Annotated in this window: 24 protein-coding genes and 1 riboswitch; of the genes, 18 read left to right on the top strand and 6 right to left on the bottom strand. The window is 78.5% G+C overall.

Annotated elements, in window-relative coordinates; genetic code table 11:
- Positions 1-37 precede the first annotated feature (37 nt).
- The 7 genes from BUE37_RS01720 (at position 38) to BUE37_RS01690 (ending at position 7,003) form a co-directional block, all read left to right on the top strand.
- Positions 38-985 carry a cobalamin biosynthesis protein gene (locus tag BUE37_RS01720; protein WP_245794236.1) on the top strand — a complete coding sequence of 316 codons (948 nt, stop codon included), beginning with the start codon at positions 38-40 and terminating at the stop codon, positions 983-985.
- A gap of 261 nt (positions 986-1,246) precedes the next feature.
- Positions 1,247-2,698 carry a MocR-like transcription factor YczR gene (gene yczR / locus BUE37_RS01715; RefSeq protein WP_073419457.1) on the top strand — a complete coding sequence of 484 codons (1,452 nt, stop codon included), beginning with the start codon at positions 1,247-1,249 and terminating at the stop codon, positions 2,696-2,698.
- A 170-nt stretch (positions 2,699-2,868) separates the two neighbouring features.
- Entirely contained in the window at positions 2,869-3,621 is a 753-nt protein-coding gene (locus tag BUE37_RS01710) for an ANTAR domain-containing protein (protein ID WP_073418245.1), read from the top strand.
- Between the two features lie 123 nt (positions 3,622-3,744).
- A complete protein-coding gene (locus tag BUE37_RS01705) occupies positions 3,745-4,404 on the top strand; it encodes a lysophospholipid acyltransferase family protein (protein ID WP_073418243.1) in 660 nt (219 codons plus the stop codon).
- Entirely contained in the window at positions 4,401-5,909 is a 1,509-nt protein-coding gene (locus tag BUE37_RS01700) for a cobyric acid synthase (protein WP_073418241.1), read from the top strand. The genes BUE37_RS01705 and BUE37_RS01700 overlap by 4 nt, the downstream gene beginning before the upstream one ends.
- Before the next feature lie 32 nt (positions 5,910-5,941).
- A complete protein-coding gene (locus BUE37_RS01695) occupies positions 5,942-6,538 on the top strand; it encodes an MSMEG_1061 family FMN-dependent PPOX-type flavoprotein (RefSeq protein ID WP_073418240.1) in 597 nt (198 codons plus the stop codon).
- 39 nt (positions 6,539-6,577) lie between these two features.
- Complete coding sequence (locus BUE37_RS01690) at positions 6,578-7,003, top strand: VOC family protein (protein WP_073418238.1); 426 nt, start codon at positions 6,578-6,580, stop codon at positions 7,001-7,003.
- Between the two features lie 2 nt (positions 7,004-7,005).
- Here the strand turns inward: BUE37_RS01690 and BUE37_RS01685 are convergent, their stop codons facing one another.
- Complete coding sequence (locus tag BUE37_RS01685) at positions 7,006-7,200, bottom strand: hypothetical protein (protein WP_073418236.1); 195 nt, start codon at positions 7,198-7,200, stop codon at positions 7,006-7,008.
- Positions 7,201-7,352: 152 nt separating this feature from the next.
- On the opposite strand from BUE37_RS01685, the gene BUE37_RS01680 reads away from it, so the two are divergent.
- A complete protein-coding gene (locus tag BUE37_RS01680; protein ID WP_073419456.1) occupies positions 7,353-7,898 on the top strand; it encodes a type II toxin-antitoxin system PemK/MazF family toxin in 546 nt (181 codons plus the stop codon).
- Between the two features lie 4 nt (positions 7,899-7,902).
- On the opposite strand, the gene BUE37_RS01675 is transcribed toward BUE37_RS01680, so the two are convergent.
- From BUE37_RS01675 to BUE37_RS01655, 5 genes are all read right to left on the bottom strand, one after another.
- Entirely contained in the window at positions 7,903-8,646 is a 744-nt protein-coding gene (locus BUE37_RS01675; protein WP_073418234.1) for a maleylpyruvate isomerase family mycothiol-dependent enzyme, read from the bottom strand.
- 106 nt (positions 8,647-8,752) lie between these two features.
- Positions 8,753-9,037 carry a hypothetical protein gene (locus BUE37_RS01670; RefSeq protein ID WP_245794235.1) on the bottom strand — a complete coding sequence of 95 codons (285 nt, stop codon included), beginning with the start codon at positions 9,035-9,037 and terminating at the stop codon, positions 8,753-8,755.
- A 58-nt stretch (positions 9,038-9,095) separates the two neighbouring features.
- The gene (locus BUE37_RS01665; protein WP_073418232.1) at positions 9,096-10,157 is read right to left on the bottom strand and encodes an AbrB family transcriptional regulator; all 1,062 of its coding nucleotides are present in this window, start codon (positions 10,155-10,157) and stop codon (positions 9,096-9,098) included.
- Positions 10,154-10,447, bottom strand: a complete 294-nt coding sequence (locus BUE37_RS01660) for a transcriptional regulator (RefSeq protein ID WP_073418230.1) — start codon at positions 10,445-10,447, stop codon at positions 10,154-10,156. Before BUE37_RS01660 ends, BUE37_RS01665 begins: the two co-directional genes overlap by 4 nt.
- Positions 10,444-10,896: a hypothetical protein gene (locus BUE37_RS01655; protein ID WP_073418229.1), complete on the bottom strand. Its 453-nt coding sequence runs from the start codon at positions 10,894-10,896 to the stop codon at positions 10,444-10,446. The genes BUE37_RS01660 and BUE37_RS01655 overlap by 4 nt, the downstream gene beginning before the upstream one ends.
- 104 nt (positions 10,897-11,000) lie before the next feature.
- Positions 11,001-11,084: riboswitch (cobalamin riboswitch) on the top strand.
- 61 nt (positions 11,085-11,145) lie between these two features.
- Between BUE37_RS01655 and BUE37_RS01650 the strand changes: the two genes are divergently transcribed.
- The 10 genes from BUE37_RS01650 to BUE37_RS01605 are packed head-to-tail and all read left to right on the top strand — an operon-like array spanning position 11,146 to position 21,244.
- Positions 11,146-13,173 (top strand): putative cobaltochelatase, encoded by a 2,028-nt coding sequence (locus BUE37_RS01650; RefSeq protein WP_073418227.1) that lies wholly within the window; start codon positions 11,146-11,148, stop codon positions 13,171-13,173.
- A complete protein-coding gene (gene cobO / locus BUE37_RS01645; RefSeq protein WP_073418225.1) occupies positions 13,173-13,787 on the top strand; it encodes a cob(I)yrinic acid a,c-diamide adenosyltransferase in 615 nt (204 codons plus the stop codon). Before BUE37_RS01650 ends, cobO begins: the two co-directional genes overlap by 1 nt.
- Entirely contained in the window at positions 13,784-15,175 is a 1,392-nt protein-coding gene (locus BUE37_RS01640; protein WP_073418223.1) for a cobyrinic acid a,c-diamide synthase CobB, read from the top strand. The genes cobO and BUE37_RS01640 overlap by 4 nt, the downstream gene beginning before the upstream one ends.
- A complete protein-coding gene (locus tag BUE37_RS01635) occupies positions 15,162-15,854 on the top strand; it encodes an energy-coupling factor ABC transporter permease (RefSeq protein WP_073418221.1) in 693 nt (230 codons plus the stop codon). Before BUE37_RS01640 ends, BUE37_RS01635 begins: the two co-directional genes overlap by 14 nt.
- A complete protein-coding gene (locus BUE37_RS01630) occupies positions 15,851-16,159 on the top strand; it encodes an energy-coupling factor ABC transporter substrate-binding protein (RefSeq protein ID WP_073418219.1) in 309 nt (102 codons plus the stop codon). The genes BUE37_RS01635 and BUE37_RS01630 overlap by 4 nt, the downstream gene beginning before the upstream one ends.
- Positions 16,156-16,893, top strand: coding sequence for a cobalt ECF transporter T component CbiQ (cbiQ, locus tag BUE37_RS01625; protein WP_073418216.1), 738 nt, complete (start codon positions 16,156-16,158; stop codon positions 16,891-16,893). The genes BUE37_RS01630 and cbiQ overlap by 4 nt, the downstream gene beginning before the upstream one ends.
- Positions 16,890-17,744 carry an energy-coupling factor ABC transporter ATP-binding protein gene (locus BUE37_RS01620; protein ID WP_073418214.1) on the top strand — a complete coding sequence of 285 codons (855 nt, stop codon included), beginning with the start codon at positions 16,890-16,892 and terminating at the stop codon, positions 17,742-17,744. The genes cbiQ and BUE37_RS01620 overlap by 4 nt, the downstream gene beginning before the upstream one ends.
- Complete coding sequence (cobC, locus tag BUE37_RS01615; RefSeq protein WP_073418212.1) at positions 17,735-19,255, top strand: Rv2231c family histidinol phosphate aminotransferase CobC; 1,521 nt, start codon at positions 17,735-17,737, stop codon at positions 19,253-19,255. Before BUE37_RS01620 ends, cobC begins: the two co-directional genes overlap by 10 nt.
- A gap of 29 nt (positions 19,256-19,284) precedes the next feature.
- On the top strand, positions 19,285-20,514 hold the full coding sequence (gene cobA, locus BUE37_RS01610) for a uroporphyrinogen-III C-methyltransferase (RefSeq protein ID WP_245794234.1): 1,230 nt from the start codon (positions 19,285-19,287) through the stop codon (positions 20,512-20,514).
- Positions 20,515-20,524: 10 nt separating this feature from the next.
- Positions 20,525-21,244: an SGNH/GDSL hydrolase family protein gene (locus tag BUE37_RS01605; RefSeq protein WP_073418208.1), complete on the top strand. Its 720-nt coding sequence runs from the start codon at positions 20,525-20,527 to the stop codon at positions 21,242-21,244.
- Positions 21,245-21,277 lie beyond the last annotated feature (33 nt).

Here is a 21,277-nt window from a genome sequence, read left to right as displayed (position 1 = left end):
CGCGATCCTAGGAAGCGGCCTGGGCAGGATGGTCGCCGTGCCGCTCCGCAGAGACGTCCCCACCGCCGCAGGCCTGGCACTCGGCGCGGCCGCGGACCTGCTGCTGGCCGACCCGGCCCGGCGGCACCCGGTGGCCGCGTTCGGCTCGCTCGCCGCGGCGCTGGAGCGGCGGGTGTGGCGCGACGCGCGGCCGGCGGGCGCCGCCCACGCGCTGGTGCTGGTCGCCGGCGCCGCGGGCCTGGGCGCGGCGGCCGACCGGGCCACGGCCGGGCGGCCGGTGCTGCGCACCGCGGCGGTCGCCGCCACCACGTGGACGGTGCTCGGCGGCACGTCGCTCGGCCGGGCGGCGGCCGCGATGGCCGGCGCCCTGGAGGCCGGCGACCTGCCCGGGGCCCGGGCGCTGCTGCCCACGCTGGCCGGCCGCGACCCCTCGTCCCTCGACGCCGGTGAGCTGGCCCGCGCCACCGTGGAGTCGGTCGCGGAGAACACCTCCGACGCCGCCGTCGCGCCGCTGGTGTGGGGCGCACTCGCGGGCCTGCCCGGGCTGCTCGGCTACCGCGCGGTCAACACCCTCGACGCGATGGTCGGCCACCGCTCGCCGCGGTACGCCCGCTTCGGCTGGGCCGCCGCGCGGGCCGACGACGTCGCCAACTGGCTGCCCGCCCGGCTCACCGCCGCGCTCACCGTGGCCGTGGCCCCGCTCGCCGGCGGGTCGCCGCGGGAGGCGCTGCGCACCTGGTGGCGCGACGGCGCCGCCCACCCCAGCCCGAACGCCGGCCGCTGCGAGGCCGCGGCGGCCGGCGCCCTGGGGCTGCGGCTGGGCGGGCGCAACGTCTACGGCAGCCGGGTCGAGGACCGGCCGGTGCTCGGCGACGGCCGCGCGCCGGAGAGCAGCGACGTCGGCCGGGCGGTGCGCCTGTCGCGGGCGGTGTGGCTGGCCGCGGCGGCCCTCGCCGTGGCGAGCAGGGCCGCCCGGCGCGGCTGAGGCCGGGTCAGCGGCCCGCGCCCGTGCAGGGCGCCGCGCGCCCCGGAGGTCACCGGGAAGCCCGCCGGGTCGAGGCGGGGGTGGCTGCGCGGCGGGTCGGCGGGACCGCGGCCGCCGCGCACGGCGACGACGAGCGTGGTCACCGACAGGGCGCCGAGAGCCAGCAGGAACAGCAGCAGGAGGACTGCACTCGAGGTCATGGGGGAACAGTGGCACCGTCGCCACTGGACCGGAGCGGTCCAATCCGGCATGGTGGCCTGCATGCCACCGGGGACCGAGCAGTCCACTCCCGCCGAGTTGGCGGGTCTCGTCGGCCCGCTGACCGACCTGCCGGGCCCGCGCTACGCCGGGCTGGCGCGCCGGGTCCGCGAGCTGGTGGCGCTCGGGCAGCTGCCGCCGGGCACCCGCCTGCCGGCCGAGCGCGACCTCGCCGCGGCGCTGGGCGTGAGCCGGGTGACCGTCGCCTCGGCCTACCGGCTGCTGCGCGAGGAGGGCGCGGTGAGCACGCGGCACGGCGCGGGCACCGTCGTCGAGACGCCGCCCGTCGACGCCGTGTGGTCCGCGCCGACGACGGACCCCGAGGTGCTCGACCTCGCCCACGCCGCCCCCGAGGCGGCGCCCCAGCTGGTGCCCGCCTACGAGCGCGCGCTCGCCCGGCTGCCGGGAGTGGTCGCCGGGCACGGCTACGCGCCGAGCGGCCTGCCCGAGCTGCGCGCCGCCATCGCCGACCGGTACACCGCCCGCGGCCTGCCCACCGACCCCGACCAGGTGGTGGTCACCGCCGGCACCGGCGACGCCACCGCGCTCGTCGTGGAGGTGCTGCTGCAGCCCGGTGACCGCGTGCTCGTCGAGCACCCCACCTACCCGGGCGCGGTCCAGCTGGTCACCGCCGCCGGGGGGCGGTGCGTGCCGGTCGCGGTCGACGCCCGCGACCCCGACGCCGTCGTCGGCGCGGCACACCTGGCCACCCGGCAGAGCAGCCCGCGGCTGGCCTTCCTCATGCCCGACTTCTCCAACCCCAGCGGCGCGCGGCTGTCGGCCGCCGGCCGCCGGCGGCTGGCCGCCACGCTCTGGCAGCAGGGTGTGCTCGCCATCGTCGACGAGGTCACCGCCGAGCTGTGGCTCGACGACGACGCCGGCCCGCTGCCGCCCTACGCCGCCGGGCTGCCGGACGCCGCGACGGTGACCGTCGGTGGCCTGTCGAAGTCGGTGTGGGGCGGGCTGCGCATCGGCTGGCTGCGCACCGACGCCGCGCTGGCCGCCTCGCTCGGCGCCGCGCTGGGCCGCCGGCAGCTGTCGGTCGGCCCGCTCGACCAGCTCGCCGCCGCCGCGCTCGTGCGCGACCTCGACCCGGTGCTGGCCGGGCGCCGGCAGCTGCTGCGGGAGCGCCGCGAGGTGCTCCTCGCCGAGGCCGCCGCGCGGCTGCCGCACTGGACCGTCCCGCGCCCGTCCGGCGGGCTGTCGGCGTGGTGCACGCTGCCGCCGGGCCGCAGCTCCGCCGCCCTCGCGGCCGCCGCGGCCCCGCTGGGCCTACTCCTCGCCGAGGGGCGCGCCTTCGGCACCGGCACCGCCTTCGACGACCACCTGCGGCTGCCGTTCACGCTGCCGCCGGCCCGGCTGCGCACCGCCGTCGCCACCCTCGCCGCCGTCGACTCCGCCCTGGCCGGGGGGCCGGTCGCGCGCCATCCGGCGCGGCCCGTCACGGTGGTGTGAGGCGAAACGGACGCGCCCGTCCGGTGCGGGTGCGCGCCGTGCGCACCGGGTCTACCGTCCGGGGTGTCCCGAGCGGCCGGGACCTCGTCCCGGCTCTTCCGCAGGTGGTCGAACAAGCGGCTGCGCGGCGCTCTCCCCGGCCGACGCCGGGGTGCCCGACGGAGTTGGTCATGACCTCGACACAGCCTCGCCCTGTCCGGACCCACCCCCGTCCCCCGCGGACGGCCGCACCGCCGCTGCCCCGCCCGCCGGCGCCCTCCCCCCTGGTCTCCCGCCGCACCCGGGTCGCCGCGCGCTGGCGCTACGACCGCGCCACCGGCGAGTGGCAGTGGTCGGAGGAGATGTGCGTCCTCCACGGGCTCCCGCCCTCGGGCGCCACGCCGAGCACCGAGGTGCTCGTGGCCGCCCAGCACCCCGACGACCGGCCCCGCACCATCGACGCGCTGTCCGCGGCGGTCACCGCCGGCCAGGCGTTCTGCCTGTCCGTGCGGCTGCGCCTGCCCGGGACCGCCCAGCGCACCGTGGTGCTGCTCGGCGAGCCACGCCTCGACGGCGAGGGGCGGGTGGCCGGCGTCGAGGGCCTCGTCGTCGACAACCCCGCCGTGGGCGCCGGCGCCCCCGGCCCCGCGGCCGTGGACCGGGTGCTGGAGCTCGAGACCGAGCTCGCCCAGCTGCGCACCGCGATGACCAGCCGGGCGCCCATCGAGCAGGCCAAGGGCGTGCTGATGCTGCTCACCGGCTGCGGGGAGCAGCCTGCCTTCGACCTGCTGGCGCACATCTCCAGCCACGTGCACCGCAAGGTCCGCGACGTCGCGCTGGACCTGGTCGCCTCGGCGTCGGGCGGCCGCCCGCTGTCCCCGCAGGTGCGCGAGATCCTGCGCGACGCCTGCCCGCCGGGCGCCGCCGGTCACCCGGGCGGCTAGGACCGCGCCGGCCCGTTCCTCCCCCGACGCACCCTCCCCTGCCGCGGTCGCCTCCCCCGCGGCAGGGGAGGATGCCCCGGGTCCCGGTGGCCGGTGCCGGGACGCCACGAGGGAGGGGGCGGCGTGTTCTACCTCGTCGCGCGGTTCGTGCTCAAGCCGCTGTTCTGGCTGCTGTTCCGGCCGCGCGTGAGCGGCCGGGCCCACGTCCCGGACGACGGGCCGTTCATCATCGCGAGCAACCACCTGTCCTTCATCGACAGCATCGCCATCCCGCTGGCGTCCCCGCGGCGGGTGCACTACCTGGCCAAGGCCGAGTACTTCACCCGCTCCGGGCCCGGTGGCTGGCTCACCCGCACCCTGTTCACGGCGCTGGGGGCCATGCCGGTCGAGCGGGAGACCTCCCGCGCGGCGCAGGAGGCCCTCGACACCGCGCTCGGCGTGCTGCGCCGCGGCGAGGGCTTCGGCATCTACCCGGAGGGCACCCGCTCGCGCGACGGCCGCCTGGCACGCGGGAAGACCGGCGTCGCCTGGCTGGCGCTGACGGCCGACTGCCCCGTCGTCCCGGTGGCCGTCGCCGGGACCGACCGCGTGCAGCCGGTCGACTCCCGCTGGCCGCGCCCGCACCGGGTGTCGATCACCTTCGGGGCGGCGCTCGAGTTCCCCGAGCACCGCGGTCAGGCCGCCAAGGGCCGCCCGCGCCGCGAGGTCACCGACCGGATCATGGAGGCGATCGCCGACCTGTCCGGGCAGGAGAAGGCCGGCTGGGGGCAGCCGGCCGCATGAGCGGGGCCCTGCTCGTCGCCGGGACGACGTCGGACGCCGGCAAGTCGGTGGTCACGGCGGGCATCTGCCGCTGGCTGGCCCGCCAGGGCGTGCGCGTCGCGCCCTTCAAGGCGCAGAACATGAGCAACAACTCCATGGTCACCGCCGACGGCGCGGAGATCGGCCGGGCGCAGGTCATGCAGGCGCAGGCCGCCGGGGTGGAGCCCGAGGCCGCGATGAACCCGGTGCTGCTCAAGCCCGGCGGCGACGACGCCAGCCAGGTCGTCGTCCTGGGCCGGCCGGTGGCCGAGGTGACCGCGCTGTCCTACCGGCCGATGAAGGCCGCGCTGCTCGAGCAGGTGCTGGCCAGCCTCGCCGACCTGCGGTCGCGCTTCGACGTCGTGGTGTGCGAGGGCGCGGGCTCCCCCACCGAGATCAACCTGCGCGCCGACGACATCGCGAACATGGGCCTGGCCACCGCGGCCGGCCTGCCCGTCGTCGTGGTCGGCGACATCGACCGCGGCGGGGTGTTCCCCGCGCTGTACGGCACGGTCGCGCTCATGCCGCCCGCCGACCAGCGGCTGGTGGCCGGCTTCCTCGTGAACAAGTTCCGCGGCGACGTGCGCCTCCTGCGCCCCGGCCTCGACCGGCTGACCGCGCTCACCGGCCGGCCGACGCTCGGCGTGCTGCCGTGGCTGCCCGGCGCCGCCCTCGACGTCGAGGACTCCCTCGGCGTGCCCACCGGCGTCTCCTCGGCCGGGCCGCCGCACGGCGAGGAGGTGCTGCGCGTCTCGGTGGCCCGGCTGCCGCGGCTGTCGAACTTCACCGACCTCGACGCGCTGGCCGCCGAGCCGGGCGTGCTGGTCCGCTACGCCACCCGGCCCGAGGAGCTCGCCGACGCCGACCTGGTGGTGCTGCCCGGCACCCGGGCGACCGTGTCCGACCTGGCGTGGCTGCGCGCCACCGGGCTGGCCGAGGCGGTCGGCCGCCGCGCCGCGGAGGGCCGGCCGGTGCTCGGCATCTGCGGCGGGCACCAGATGCTCGCCCGCACGATCACCGACGACGTCGAGTCGCGGGCGGGCACCGTGGCCGGGCTGGGGCTCCTGCCGGCCGACGTCTCCTTCGCGCGGGAGAAGACGCTCGGCCGCCCGTCCGGCGAGGCCCTCGGGCACCCGGTGCGCGGCTACGAGATCCACCACGGCGTCGTCACCTACGCGGACGGGGCCGAGCCGTTCCTCGACGGCGGTCGCGCCGGCGCGGTGTGGGGCACCACCTGGCACGGCGCGCTGGAGAACGACGGCTTCCGCCGCGCCTTCCTGGCCGAGGTGGCGCGGGCGGCGGGCCGGCGGTTCGTGCCGGCCCCGGACACCTCGTTCGCCGCGGTCCGCGAGCAGCGGCTCGACGCCCTCGGCGACCTGGTGGCCGAGCACGCCGACACCGCGGCGCTGTGGCGGCTGCTCGAGGAGGGCCCGCCCGACGGCCTGCCGCTGCTCCCGCCGGGCGGCTCGTCCGGGGCGGCGAGGTAGGACGGCCTCGCCTCCCGGGCTACCGTCGGACCGTGCAGCCCGACCCGGTCCTGGCCTCCTACCGCCCGCCCTCGCAGCTGGTGCTGGACAAGGAGATCGACCACCTCGACGTCCACTGCCGGGCCCTCGTGGGCCTGTCGCCGTTCCTCACCCTGGCGACGGCGGACGCCGACGGGTTCCCCGAGGTGTCCCCGCGGGGCGGCGACCCGGGCTTCGTCAAGGTGCTCGACGAGCACCGCCTCGTGCTGCCCGACCGGCAGGGCAACAACCGGCTCGACAGCCTGCGCAAGGTCGCCGGGAACCCCAGGGTGGCGCTGCTGTTCTTCGTGCCGGGTCTGGAGGAGACGCTCAAGGTGTTCGGCACCGCCGAGCTGCTGGCGCCGGACGCGCTCGGCGTCGACCTCACCGAGTTCGGCCGGGCCCCGCGCTCGGTCATGGTGGTGACCGTCCAGCGGGCCTACCTGCACTGCGCGAAGGCGGTCATGCGCTCGGGGCTGTGGGACCCGGCGAGCCGGATCGACCGCGCCGCCCTCCCCCCGTTCGGCGTGATGATCCGCGACCACTGCGGGCTGGAGACGCCGCTGCCCGACGACGCGGTCATCCGGGCCGACCTCGCGCTGGAGCTCTGAGCGCCCGGTCCTGTCGGGGCGTCCTGCCAGGCTGCGGCCATGGCGACCGACTTCCAGGTGACGATCGACGCGACCGAGCCGCACGCGCTGGCCGACTGGTGGGCCGAGGCCCTCGGCTGGTCGGTGGAGGCCCAGGACGAGTCCCTCATCCGCGGCACGGTGGCGGCCGGGCACGCGTCGGAGGCCGACACGACCACCCACCGCGGCAGGCTCGTCTGGGCGGTGGGCGCGGCCATCACCTCGCCCGACCCCGGCCGGCCGCGGGTGCTGTTCCAGCGCGTGCCGGAGGCCAAGACGGTCAAGAACCGCGTCCACCTCGACGTCCGCGTGGGCGACGAGCGCCGCGAGGCCGAGGTGGCCCGCCTGCTGGGCATGGGCGCCACCGAGCTGTGGCGGTCCTCGCAGGGCCCGTTCACGTGGGCCACGCTCGCCGACCCGGAGGGCAACGAGTTCTGCGTGGCCTGAGGTCAGGCGGAGAGGTCGCGCGCCAGGCGGCGGGACACCACAGTGCGCTCGGCGATCCGGCGCACCCGGTCGCGGCGGCGCGTGCGCCCGCCGGCGAGGTAGCGCGCGTCCTCCACCAGCTGGAACGCGGCGAGCACGCTGGCACGCGGCTCGCGTACGAGTGAGACGGTCGCGACGACGGGCTGGGCCGAGGTCATGGGAGCCCCCTCTCCCGGGGAGCGATGGCTGCGCGCCCCGTAACGCAATGGTGCCCAGGAACCACGCTCCGGAACCAGAACTGGCCCGAATTGGTACCGGTGTGACGGACGGGACAGATGTGACGGCGTCGGGGGTCTCCTACGGTGCCTCCATGGCCCGCCCGAGCCGCCTCGTCGACACCGTCCTCTCGCTCCTCCGCGCCGCCACCGCCACGCCGGCCCGCGCGGCCCGGGCCGCCCGCCCGGGCCGCCGCCGGGCCCCCTCGCAGCCGGCGTCCCGACCGGCCCCGCACGGGCCGGGCGCGACGCCGGGCGCCGTCGACACGGAGTACCGGCCCCGCGCCGACGGGCACCCCGACCCCGGCGAGGTCGTGTGGGCCTGGGTGCCCTACGACGAGGGCGACGGCCGCGGCAAGGACCGGCCGGTGCTCGTGGTCGGCCGCCGCGGCGCGGAGCTGGTCGGTCTGATGCTCACCAGCAAGGACCACGACCGCGACGCCGCCGACGAGGCCCGGCACGGGCGCACCTGGATGGACGTCGGCAGCGGCGGCTGGGACCGGCAGGGCCGCCCGAGCGAGGTGCGCCTGGACCGGCTGCTGGTCCTCGACCCCGGGACCGTGCGCCGCGAGGGCGCCGCGCTGGACCGGGCGGTGTTCGACCGGGTCGTGGCCGCGGCCCGCCGGACCCAGGGTTGGTGACCCGCTAGAAGGGGACCTGCTGCGCGAGCAGTCCGGCGCCGGTGCCGCGGCCGGACAGCACCCGGCAGAACTCCACGGCATCGCACTCGACGTCCTCACCGCCCGCCCCCGCGGACCACGCGCCGCCCGCCGGGCCGGTGAGCCGCAGCCGGAACGGGCGCCCGTGCCGCTGCGCCCACTCCCGCACGACGTCGGCGACCAGGACGCCGTCGTGCTCCGGCGTGAGGACGGGCTCGCGGCCGGTGGCGCGGGCGACGTCGGCCCGGTGCATCCAGGTGTCGCGGGTGAGGACGACGTCGAGCAGGTACCCGAGCGACCACCACTCCCGCCGGCCGCCCACTCCCTGCGCCTCGGGCAGCGGCAGCCGGCCGACGACCCGGGCGAGCCGGCGTCGGCCGCGGGCGGCCCGCGGTCCGACGTCGGCGAGGGCGGCCACCAGCTCCGGCACCGGGAGGTGCGCCTGCTCGCGGACCTGCAGCGCGGTCAGGGAGTCGACGCCGCCGCCCGCGCGGGCCGCGGCCGCGTTCTGGCGCACGAACTGCCCGGGCGAGGCGACCATCCGGGCCATCCCGAGGACGTGCCCCGCCATGGCCCGCACGTCCCAGCCGGGGCAGTCGGTCGGCCGCGCCCACTCGCCGGGTCCGAGGCCGGCGACCAGGTCGGCGAAGCGGCCGTACTCCGTGGCGGCCAGGCGCACGGCCTCGTCCCGGTCCAGGACGGCGGTGCGGCCCACGGCGAGCGAGGTCATGGCTGCTCCCTCCGCCGGCGCGGGCGGTCGGGAGCGCGGGCCCGCACCGTGCCGGGGATGGTCGTCCCGGCGGGCAGCGGGGACAAGGGGTCCCGGGCCGGGCCGCTCAGTCGGCGCGCGCGGAGTCCCGCCGGTCCTGGGGCGCGCGCTGGCGCAGGTGGTAGACGCCGGCCTGGCCGGGCAGCGGCTGGAGGTCGTAGCGGGAGACGACCTTCGGGCCGTCGTGCAGGTGCACGTGCGTGACCGTCGGCAGCGGGTCGCCGTGGCGCGCGGCGCGGATCTCCACCCGGCCGTCGAGCGGGCCGCCCACGAACAGCAGGACGGCGTCCTCGGACGGGGCTGCGGTGGGGTCGACGTCGGTCAGCTCGGGCTCCTCCCTCGGCGCGGTCACCCGGACCAGGGTAGGCGGCCCGCGCCCCGCCTCCGGCCCTGCGCCCGGTCCGCCGCGCTCAGGTCCGCCGCAGCCGCCGGGCCACGAGCGGGGCGGCGAGCAGCATCACGAACAGCCGCAGCACCTGGACGGCGAGCACGAAGGTGGCGTCGGCGCCGGTCCCGGTGGCCGTGGCGAGGACGGCGTAGAGCCCGCCGGGCGTCGTCGCGAGGTAGCCGTCGAGCCGGCTGACGCCGGTGGACGCCGCCAGCACCTCGCCGAGGCCCGCGCAGGCGAGCACCAGCCCCACGATGATCGCCAGCGCGAGCGGCAGCGCCCGCCCGACGGTGCGCAGGCTCGCCACGGTGAAGCGCAGCCCCACCTGCAGGCCGATGAGCAGGAACGCCGCCGCCTCGACCGCCGCCGGCACGTCAGCGCCGCCGGAGAGCCCGGACAGGTCGGCCGCGGCGGCCAGAAGCAGCGGGCCCAGCAGCGCCGGCACCGGCAGCCGCACGAGGCGGGCGAGCGGGTAGCCGGCCAGGGCACAGGCGGCGGTGAACAGCAGCCCGGCCGGCCAGCCCGGGCCGTCCGGCGTCGCGGCCGTGGTCCCGGCCCCCGGGTCGGCGCCGTAGACCGCCGTGGCCACCACGGGCATGAGCACGACGATCAGCAGCACCCGCAGGTACTGCAGGACCGCCACCATCCGGTCGTCGGCGCCGAGGTCGCGGGCCATCGCGGTGATGCCCGACGCCCCGCCGGCGATCATCGCGAAGGCTCCGGTCACCGGGCTGATCCCCGGCTGCAGCCGCAGCAGCAGGCCGGCGCCGACCGTCAGCAGCAGCGTGGCGAGGGTGACCAGCAGGACCGGCACCGCGTCCTCGCCGATCGCGGCGAGGGTGTCGAGGTCGACCAGCGCGCCGATGGAGACCCCGACGACGGCCTGGGCCGCCATCGTCCCCGCGCGGGGGACGTCGAGCGCCCGGCGCCCGGCCAGCCCGCGGACCAGGCCGGCCAGCAGCCCGCCGAACAGCGCGGGCGACGGGACGCCGGCGAGGTCGAGCAGGACCGCGGCGCCTGCCGCCCCGGCGACGACCAGCGCGCCGTCGGCGAGCCGCCGGGGGTCGGGGCGGGCGGCCCTCACAGGCCGGCGATGCGGCGCAGCTCGGCGACGTGCGCGTCGAAGGCCCGGCGTCCCTCGCGGGTGAGCGACAGGCTGGTGCGCTGCCGGCTGGCGACGGTCGTCTTGCTCACCGCCACGTAGCCGGCCTCCTCGAGCTGCTTGACGTGCTTGGACAGCACCGAGTCGCTCACACCCACGCGGTCGCGCACGGTGGCGAACTCCATCGTGTCGACGACGGCGAGCAGGCCGCAGATCTGCAGGCGCGGCGGCGGGTGGATGACCGCGTCGAAGTGCGGCGCCACGGCCGTCACAGCCCGCCCCCGCTGCGGAGCTCGGCGGCCCAGCGGCGGCCGTAGACGCGGCTGAGCAGGCCGGCGGCGAGACCGAGCACCGCACCCGCCGGGACCATGACCCAGTGCTGGTCGAAGCCGACCGCCAGCACGAACGCCGGGACCAGGACGACGAGGACGAAGGCGCCCCAGGCGGCCATGACGCGCGGCGGGGTGTCCAGCCAGAGCCCCGTGCGGCGCCGGTAGGTGGAGACCAGAGCGCCGAGCCCCGCGCCGAAGAGCAGCAGCGCCGGGAAGGTCACCCAGAGGGAGTCGAGGGCGTAGGAGGCGAGGAAGCCGAACAGCAGCAGCCCGAGGGCGACGTCGTACCACCAGGGCTGCACGACCCGGTCGGCGAGCGCCTCCCGGTCGGAGCGCAGGGCGGCGAGCTGCGCGGCGGCGGTCTCGCGGTCGATGGCGTCGTTTTCCATACCGGAAAGTGTGGACTGTCTCTTTCCGTTCCGTCAAGTCACTGCCCGCCCTGCCGCGCCGGAGTGTCGCGTGGTTCCATGACCGGGCCACAGCGACGGCAGTGGAGGAAGCCCGGTGCGACTCCGGCGCGGTCCCGCCACTGTGACCCGGACGCCTCGCCCGAGGCGCCCCGGGGAGTCAGGAACTCCCGCCGCCGCCTCCTGCCACCTCCGGGCGTGGACACCCGGGGAGAGGACCCGTGCACCCGCATGACGTATCCCTTCGGTGCCGTCGTCGGCATGGACGACATGCGGCTGGCCCTGCTGCTCAACGCCGTCTCCCCCGCCATCGGCGGCGTGCTGGTGCGCGGGGAGAAGGGCACGGCCAAGTCGACGACGGTGCGCGCGCTGGCCGCCGTCCTCCCGCCGGTCGCCGTCGTGCCCGGCTGCCGCTTCGCCTGCGACCCGGCCGCGCCCGACCCCGCCTGCCCCGACGGCCCGCACGAGCCCGGCGCGCCCGCGCAGACCCGGCCCGCGCGGCTGGTCGAGCTGCCGGTCGGGGCGTCGGAGGACCGCGTCGTCGGCTCGCTGGACCTCGAGCGGGCGCTCACCGAGGGCGTGAAGGCCTTCGAGCCGGGGCTCCTCGCCGCCGCGCACCGCGGCGTCCTCTACGTCGACGAGGTCAACCTGCTGCACGACCACCTCGTCGACCTGCTGCTCGACGCCGCCGCGCTCGGCACCGCCTACGTGGAACGCGAGGGCGTCTCGGTGCGGCACGCGGCCCGGTTCCTGCTGGTCGGGACGATGAACCCCGAGGAGGGCGAGCTGCGCCCGCAGCTGCTCGACCGGTTCGGCCTGACCGTCGAGGTGGCCGCGCCGCGCGACCCGGCGGTGCGCGCCGAGGTGGTCCGCCGGCGGTTCGCGTACGACGCCGACCCGGCCGGCTTCGCCGCGGCGTGGGCCGGCGAGGAGGCCGCGCTGGCGGAGCGGATCGCCGGCGCCCGGGCGCGGCTGCCGCACGTCGTCCTCTCCGACGCCGCGCTGCAGCAGGTCACCGCCGTCTGCGCCGCCTTCGACGTCGACGGGCTGCGCGCCGACCTGGTCACCGCCCGCGCCGCCGTCGCGCACGCCGCCTGGGCCGGCCGCGACGAGGTCACCGAGGACGACGTCCGGGTGGCCGCCCGCCTCGCCCTCCCCCACCGCCGGCGGCGCAACCCCTTCGACGCGCCCGGCCTCGACGACGACACGCTCGACCAGGCGCTCGAGGACTCCCGCCCCGAGCCCGGGCCCGACGAGGACCCGCCGCCGCCCCCGAACGGCCCCGACGACGACGGCGGCGGCGCGCCCCCGCCCCGGGACGACACCCCGCGCCCGGACGGCGACCCCTCCCCGGCGGAGGAGGGCCGATCGCGCGACGACGGCCCTCCCGACGACGGCGAGGGACGCGGTGGAGCGCCGGCGGGCGAGCGGGCCGCGGTCGCGCCGTCGGACCCGTTCCGCGCGCGCCGCCTCGAGGTGCCCGGCGTGGGCGCCGGCGCGGCCGGGCGGCGGTCGAAGGCGCGCGCCGAGCGCGGCCGGGTCGTGGGCTCCGTGCGCCCGAACGGCCCGGTGACCCGGCTGCACCTGGTCGGCACCGTGCTCGCCGCCGCGCCGCACCAGACCGCGCGCGGCCGCACCGGCCCCGGCCTGCGGGTGGCCCGCGAGGACCTGCGCCAGGCCACGCTCGAGGGCCGCGAGGGCAACCTCGTGCTGTTCGTCGTCGACGCCAGCGGGTCGATGGGCTCGCGGGCGCGGATGGGCGCGGTCAAGGGCGCGGTGCTGTCGCTGCTGCTCGACGCCTACCAGCGCCGCGACAAGGTCGGCCTGGTCACCTTCCGCGGCGCCGACGCCGGCCTCGCGCTGCCGCCCACCTGGTCGGTCGAGGCCGCGGCGGCCCGGCTGCGCGAGCTGCCCACCGGCGGGCGCACCCCGCTGGCCGCCGGCCTGCTGCGCGCCGCGGACACGCTCCGGGTGGAGCGGGTGCGCGACCCGCAGCGCCGGCCGCTGCTGGTCGTCGTCACCGACGGCCGCGCCACCGGGCCGCGCGGCACCGACGCCCTCGGCGCCGCGCACGCGGCCGCGCAGCGGCTGGCCGCCGACGGCACCGCCGCGGTGGTCGTCGACTGCGAGTCCGGGCCGGTCCGCCTGGGCCTGGCCGGCGTGCTGGGCGCGCACCTGGGCGCGCAGACGCTGCGGCTGGAGGAGCTCGCGGCCGAGTCGCTCGCCGCCACCGTCCGCTCCGTGCGAGAGGCCGCCTGATGCCGCAGGGACAGGTCGCCGTCGTCCCGCAGGACGGGCTGACGACGCGGCAGCGCCGCAACCGGCCGCTGCTCGCCGTCCACACCGGGTCGATGAAGGGCAAGTCGACCGCCGCGTTCGGCATGGCGATGCGGGCGTGGAACCAGGGCTGGTCGATCGCGGTCTACCAGTTCGTCAAGAGCGCCAAGTGGAAGGTCGGCGAGGAGAACGCCCTCACCGCGCTCGGCCGGCTGCACGAGCAGACCGGCGAGGGCGGGCCGGTGGTCTGGCACAAGATGGGCTCGGGCTGGAGCTGGTCGCGCCGGCAGGGCACCGAGGTCGACCACGCCGCCGACGCCGCCGAGGGGTGGGCGCAGATCAAGCGCGACCTCGCCGCGGAGGCGCACCGCTTCTACGTCCTCGACGAGTTCACCTACCCGCTGAAGTGGGGCTGGGTGGACGTCGACGACGTCGTCGAGACGCTCGTGCACCGCCCGGGCACCCAGCACGTCGTCGTCACCGGGCGGGACGCCCCGCCCGCGCTGGTCGAGGCGGCCGACCTCGTCGTGGAGATGACGAAGGTGAAGCACCCGATGGACGCGGGCCAGAAGGGCCAGCGGGGGATCGAGTGGTGAACCCGCCGCGCCTGGTGGTCGCCGCCCCGTCGAGCAACGCGGGCAAGACGTCGGTGACCACGGGGCTGGTCGCGGCGCTCACCGCCCGCGGGCTCACCGTCTCGCCGCACAAGGTCGGCCCCGACTACATCGACCCCGGCTACGCCGGCCTGGCCGTCGGGCGCCCGGGCCGCAACCTCGACCCGTGGCTGGTCGGCGAGGAGCGGATCGCGCCGCTGTTCCTGCACGGCGCCCGCGGGGCCGACGTCGCCGTCGTCGAGGGGGTCATGGGCCTGTTCGACGGCGCCACGCACCCGCAGGTGGAGCCGGGGTTCGCCTCGACGGCGCACGTCGCGGGCCTGCTGCGCGCGCCGGTCGTGCTCGTCGTGGACGCCTCCTCGCAGGCGCGCAGCGTGGCGGCTCTGGTGCACGGGTTCGCCACCTTCGACCCCACGGTGCGCATCGGCGGCGTGGTGCTCAACCGGGTCGGCAGCGACCGGCACGAGGCGATCCTGCGCGAGGCGCTCGGCGCCGCCGGGGTGCCCGTGCTCGGCGCGCTGCGGCGGATGGAGTCGCTGGCCACGCCGTCGCGGCACCTGGGCCTGGTGCCCGCGGCGGAGCGCTCGGCCGAGGCACTGGCCACCGTGCGGCGCCTCGGCGAGGTGGTGGCCGCCGGCGTCGACCTCGAGGCCGTGCTGCGGCTGGCCCGCACCGCCCCCCCGCTGGCCGCGACGCCGTGGGACCCCGCCGCCGAGGTCACCCCCGTGGCCGGGCGGCCGCGGATCGCCGTCGCCGGCGGGCCCGCGTTCACCTTCGGCTACGCCGAGGACACCGAGCTGCTCACCGCGGCCGGCGCCGAGGTGGTGACGGTCGACCCGCTGCGCGACGAGGCGCTGCCCGAGCGCACCGCCGGGCTCGTCGTCGGCGGCGGCTTCCCCGAGGTCTACGCCGACGCGCTGTCGGCCAACGAGACCCTGCGGGCCGACGTCGCCGCGCTCGCCGCCCGCGGCGGCCCGATCGCCGCCGAGTGCGCCGGGCTGCTTTACCTGTCCCGCGAGCTCGACGGCGCGCCGATGTGCGGCGTCCTCGACGTCGCCACGTCCATGACCCCGCGGCTGACGCTGGGCTACCGCGCCGCGGTGGCGGTCACCGACAGCGTGCTGGCCCCGGCCGGCACGCGGGTGCGCGGCCACGAGTTCCACCGCACCACCGCCACCCCGCCCGCGGGCACGACGCCGGCCTGGCAGTGGTCGGCGGCCGGGCCCGAGGGGTTCGTCGCCGGCTCGGTGCACGCCTCCTACCTGCACCTCAACCGCGCCGGCAGCCCGCAGCTCGCCGAGCGCCTCGTCACCGCCTGCGCCGCCGCGGCCGCGCGCGCCGACCGATCGGAGTCGCATGCACATCGCTGAGGGCTTCCTCCCGGCTCCGCACGCCATCGGCTGGACGGTCGCCGCCGCCCCCTTCGTCGTCCACGGCGCCCGCGCGGTGGTCAGGGAGGTGCGCGAGCGCCCGGAGTCCACCCTGCTGCTCGGCGCTGCCGGGGCGTTCACGTTCGTGCTCAGCGCGATCAAGCTGCCCTCGGTCACCGGCAGCTCCAGCCACCCGACCGGCACCGGGGCCGGGGCGGTGCTGTTCCGGCCGCCGGTGATGGCGCTGCTCGGCACGGTGGTGCTGCTGTTCCAGGCGCTGCTGCTCGCGCACGGCGGGCTGACGACGCTGGGCGCCAACGCGTTCGCCTTCGCCGTCGTCGGGCCGTGGGCCGGGTACGGCGCCTACCGGCTGGCCCGGTCGCTGGGCGCGGGCCTGCTGCCGGGCGTCTTCGTCGCCCTCGCGCTCGCCGACCTCGCCACCTACGTCACGACGTCGCTGCAGCTCGCGCTGGCCTTCCCCGACGCCGCCGGCGGGTTCGCCGGCGCGGCGGCCAAGTTCCTCGGCGTCTTCGCCCTCACCCAGGTGCCGCTGGCGGTCGCCGAGGGCCTGCTCGGCGTGCTGCTGTTCCGGGTGCTGACGGTCAACGCCCGCCCCGAGCTCGAGCGGCTCGGCCTGCTCCGCCCCGCTCCCCTCGCGACGACGGAGGAGGTCCGATGACCCGCCGCCGCGTCGTCACCGCGCTGCTCGTGCTCGCGGTGGTGGCCCTGTTCGCGCTGCCGCTGGTGCTCGACGGCGGCGCCTCCGAGTACGCCGGCACCGACAGCCTGGCCACCGGGACGATCGAGGAGTCCGGCTACACGCCGTGGTTCGAGTCGGTCTTCAGCCCGTCGTCGAGCGAGGTCGAGTCCGGCCTGTTCGCGCTGCAGGCCGCGCTCGGCGGCGGCGTGCTCGGCTACGTCCTCGGGCGGCTGCGCGGCCGCCGGCAGGCCCGGGAGGCGAACCCGCCCGTCGAGGCGCCGTGACGGGCCTGGCGGTCGACGACGCCGCCTGGGCCAGCGCCTGGCGCACCCGCTCGCCGCTGGACAAGCTCGCCCTGTCCGCCGGGCTCGTCGTCTGCGCGCTCGTGCTGCCGGTGTGGCCCGGCGGCGTGCTCGTGGCGCTGGCCGCCGTCGCGCTGGCGCTGGGCCCCGCCCGCGTGCCGGCCCGCACGTTCGGGCGGGCGGTGCGCTGGCCGCTGGCCTTCGTCGCCGTCGGCGCGGTCACCGCCGTCGTGTCCGTCGACGGCGGCGGCCTGGGCTGGGCGCCCGACGCCGCCACCCGCGCCGGCGAGCTGGTCGGGCACTCGGTCGCCGGCGGCGCCGCGGTGCTCCTGCTCGCCACCACCACGCCGATGAGCGACCTGCTGCCGGCGCTGACGAGACTGCGCGTCCCGGCGGCCGTCGTCGAGGTCGCGTCGGTGACCTACCGGCTGCTGTTCGTGCTGCTGGAGAGCCTGCGCACCATCCGCGAGGCGCAGACCGCCCGGATGGGCCACGCCGGCTGGCGGCGGTCGCTGCGCTCGTCGGGGGCGCTGGCCGCCGCGGTGCTCACCCGCTCCTGGGACCGCGCCCGCCGCCTGCAGGAGGGCCTCGCCGGCCGCGGGATGGAGACCGGCCTGCGCGTGCTGCCCGAGGCCCGCCCCTCGTCGCCGGCGTTCCTCGCCGCGACCGGCGCGGGTCTCGCCGCCCTCGTCGCCGTCGGGGTCGTCGGCGCATGAGCCACCGCAGCCTGACCGCCGACGGGCTCGTCGTCGGCTACGAGCGCGGCCGGCGGGTGCTCGACGGCGCCTCGCTGTCGATCCCCGCCGGGCGGCGGCTGGCGGTGCTGGGCGCGAACGGGTCGGGCAAGACGACGCTGCTGCGCTGCCTGTCCGGGGCACTGCGCCCCGACGCCGGCGCGGTCGCCGTCGACGGCGCGCTGCTGCGGCACACCCGCGGCGGGCTGCGCGCGCACCGGCAGGAGGTGCAGCTGGTCCTGCAGGACCCCGACGACCAGCTGTTCAGCGCCTCGGTCGCCCAGGACGTCTCCTTCGGCCCGCTCAACCTCGGCCTGACCGACGACGAGGTGCGCACCCGGGTGGCCGAGGCGCTGGAGCTGCTCGCCGTCGACGGCCTGGCCGCCCGGCCCACCCACCAGCTGTCCTACGGCGAGCGCAAGCGCGTCGCGATCGCCGGCGCCGTCGCCATGCGCCCCTGCGTGCTGCTGCTCGACGAGCCGACGGCCGGCCTCGACCCCTCCGCCGTCGCCGAGGCGCTGGCCGCGCTGACCCGGCTGCAGGCGTCCGGGTCGACGGTCGTCATGAGCACCCACGACGTCGACCTGGCGCTCGCCTGGGCCGACGAGGTGGCCGTCGTCGTCGACCGGCGGGTGGTCCAGGGCGCCCCCGCGGCCCTCCTCGCCGACGACGACCTGCTCGCCCGCGCGCGGCTGGGCCGGCCCTGGGCGCTGAGCGTGGGCACCCGGCTGCGCGCGCTCGGGCTGCTCCCCGACGACGCGCCGCTCCCCCGCGACGCCGCCGCGCTGCTCGCCGCGCTCCCCGACCGCCCGGGCGTCTCCCCGTGGACGTGACCGTCGGCGTCGGCGCGGTCGCGGGGGTGTCGGCCGACGAGGTGCTCGCCGCCGTCGACGCCGCGCTGCCGGCGGGCGCCCGGGTGGCCGCACTGGCCACCCTCGACACGCGCGCCGCCGAGCCGGGCCTGGCCGCCGCCGCGGCCGCCCGCGGCTGGCCGCTGACCGGGCACCCGGCCGTGCTGCTCGCCGCCGTGCCCGTCCCGACGCCGTCCGCCCGGGTGGCGGCCGCGGTCGGGACGCCGTCGGTGGCCGAGGCCGCGGCGCTGCTCGGCGGCGATCTGCTCGTGGTGCCCAAGACCGCGCACGGGCGGGTCACCGTGGCGGTGTCCGCGGTGGATGGGGGGCCGGAGGCCCTCCGGACGCCGTGGACGGACGGGCTCCACGAGACGGGGGGACGGCACCTGGACGCGGGCGGAGCCCGGAGGGCGACAGTGGATCTCGACCACCACGGCGACCTCGACCTCGCGCCCGGCCTCACCGACCTCGCCGTGAACGTCCGCGCCGGCACCCCGCCGCCGTGGCTGCGGGAGGTGCTGCGGCGGGCGCTGGACGACGTCGCCGCCTATCCCGACCTGCGCCCGGCCCGCGCCGCGGTCGCCGCCGCGCACGGCCGCGACCCCGCCGAGGTGTTGCCCACCGCCGGCGCCGCCGAGGCGTTCGTGCTGCTCGCGCGGGCGCTGCGGCCCCGCCGGGCGGTGGTGGTGCACCCGTCGTTCACCGAGCCCGAGGCGGCGCTGCGCGCGGCCGGGCACCCCGTCGAGCGGCTGCTGCTGGAGCCGCCGGCGTACCGGCTGGACCCGGCGGCGGTCCCCGCGGACGCCGACCTCGTCGTCCTCGGCAACCCGACCAACCCGACGTCGGTGCTGCACCCCGCGGACGACGTCGCCGCGCTCGCCCGCCCCGGCCGCGTGCTGCTGGTCGACGAGGCGTTCGCCGACACCGTGCCCGGCGAGCCGGAGTCGCTCGCGGCCCGCACCGACCTGCCCGGGCTGGTCGTGGTGCGCAGCCTGACCAAGACGTGGGGCCTGGCCGGGCTGCGCGTCGGCTACGCGCTGGGCCCGCGCGACCTGGTCGCCGCGATGGCCGAGGCGCAGCCGCACTGGCCGCTGTCGACCCCGGCGATCGCCGCGCTGGCCGCCTGCACCACCCCGGCCGCGCGGGCCGAGGCCGACGCGGCCGCCCGCGAGCTCGCCAGGCACCGGGCCGCGCTGCTGGCCGCGCTCCCGCCCGGGCTCGTGGTCGCCGGGCCCCGCTCCTCGTTCGTCCTGCTGCGCGTGCCCGGCGGGGAGCGGGTGCGCGCCGCGCTGCGCGGGCGCGGCTGGGCGGTGCGCCGCGGGGACACCTTCCCCGGCCTGTCCCCCGACCACCTGCGGGTGGCCGTGCGCGACCCGGGGACCTCGCGTGCGTTCGCCGCGGACCTCGCTGCGATCCTTGACGACGCCGAGCAGTCCCCGGTCCCGACGACGACGACGTCGCAGCAGGCCGCCGTCCCGGAGGAGCACCGCTGAGCGCCACGCCCGTCGACCCCGCGAGCGGGGTGGTCTACCCCGTCGGCCTGCGCCTGCTCGACCGCCGCGTCGTCGTGGTCGGCGGCGGCTCGGTCGCCCACCGCCGGGTGGCCGGGTTGCTCGAGGCCCGCGCCCGGGTGACCGTCGTCAGCCCCGAGGTCACCCCGGCGCTCGAGGCGCTGGTGGAGCCGGGCTCGCTGACCTGGGTGCGCCGCCGCTACGAGCCCGGCGACCTCGACGGCGCCTGGTACGCGGTGGCCGCCACCGACGACCCCGCCGTCAACGCCGCGGTGGCCGAGGAGGCCGAGCGGCTGCGGGTGTTCTGCGCCCGCGCCGACGACCGGTCGGCCTCCAGCGTGTGGACCCCGGCGGTCGGCCGGCAGGGCGACCTGGTGGTCGGCGTGCACGGCGGCGGCGACCCGCAGCGCGCGGTCGGCGTGCGCGACGCCGTCGTCGCCGGCCTCACCGACGGCAGCATCCGTGATCGCGCCGCCCGCGAGCCCGAGGGCGGGCGCACCGGCAGCGTCGTCCTCGTCGGCGGCGGTCCGGGCGACCCCGGGCTGGTCACCGTGCGCGGGCAGCAGGCGGTCGCCCAGGCCGACGTCGTCCTCGCCGACCACCTCGCGCCGCAGGGGCTGCTCGCCTCGCTGCCGCCGGAGGTCGAGGTCATCGACGCCTCGAAGCTGCCCCGCGGCCGGTCGATGGCGCAGGAGCAGATCAACGCGCTGCTCGTGGAGCACGCGCTGGCCGGCAAGCGGGTGGTGCGGCTCAAGGGCGGCGACCCGTTCGTCTTCGGCCGCGGCATGGAGGAGCTCGAGGCCTGCGTCGCCGCGGGCGTGCCGGTGGAGGTCGTGCCCGGCGTGACCAGCGCGATCGGCGTCCCGGGCCTCGCCGGCATCCCGGTCACCCACCGCGGGCTGACCCACGAGTTCGTCGTCGTGTCCGGGCACGTGCCGCCGGGGCACCCGCAGTCGCTGGTCGACTGGCCGGCGCTGGGCCGGCTGCGCGGCACGGTCGTCGTGCTGATGGGCGTCGACACCGCGCCGGCGATCGCCGCGGCGCTGGTCGAGCACGGCCGCGCCCCCGGCACGCCGGTCGCCGTGGTCGCCGACGGCTCGACGCCCACCCAGCGCGTCGTGCGCACGACGCTGGCCGGCCTGGCGCGCACGCTCGCCGACGAGGGCATCCGCCCGCCGGCGGTGTGGGTGGTCGGCGACGTCGTCGGGCTGGCGCCGCGGCTGGACCCGCCGACGGCGTGAGGGCGGCTGCGTGAGGGGCACGGCGCTCGCGCTCGCCCCGCTCCTGCTCGCGCAGGGCGCCGGGGTGCGGCGGCGGACGCCGGTGCTCCCGGAGGCGGCGGGCCCCCGCGCGGGCAGCGTCCCCGGCAGCGTCCCCGGGGAGGGGCCGCCGCTCACCGCGGCGGTGCTCGGCGAGTCCACCGCCGCGGGCGTCGGGGTGGCCCGGCAGGAGGACGCGCTGGCCGGCCGGTTCGCCGCGGCGCTGGCCGCGGCGAGCGGGCGGGAGGTGCGCTGGCGGCTGTCGGCCCGCACCGGCACGACGGCGGCGCAGGCGACGCCGCGGCTGGTGCCGGGGCTCGCCGGGCCGCCGGCCGACGTCGTCCTGGTGGCGCTCGGCGTCAACGACACACTGCGGCTGCGCTCCCCCGCCGCCTGGCTCCGCGACGTCACCGCCCTGCTCGACGCGCTCGCCCCGCTCACCGCACCCGGCGGGGTCACCGTGCTCGCCGGGCTGCCCGACCTCGGCCGCTTCCCCACCCTGCCGCAGCCGCTGCGCGGCGTCCTCGCCCGGCAGGCCCGCGACCTCGACGCCGCGCTGGCCGGGCTGTCGCGGCCCGGGGTCCGGCACGCGCCGGCGCCGCCGCTGGACGGGCCGGGCCTGTTCGCCGACGACGGCTTCCACCCCGGCGCGGCCGCCTGCCGGCTGTGGGCCGACGCGCTGGCGCGGGTCGCGCTCGCCGCGCCGTCGTAGCGTTGCCACTGCGGATGTAGCAGTCCTACTATC

This window comes from Geodermatophilus nigrescens, assembly GCF_900129495.1.
GTDB classification, from domain to species: domain Bacteria; phylum Actinomycetota; class Actinomycetes; order Mycobacteriales; family Geodermatophilaceae; genus Geodermatophilus; species Geodermatophilus nigrescens.
Note: the sequence above shows the minus strand (reverse complement) of the source record. Positions and strands in the feature narration are given on the sequence as shown.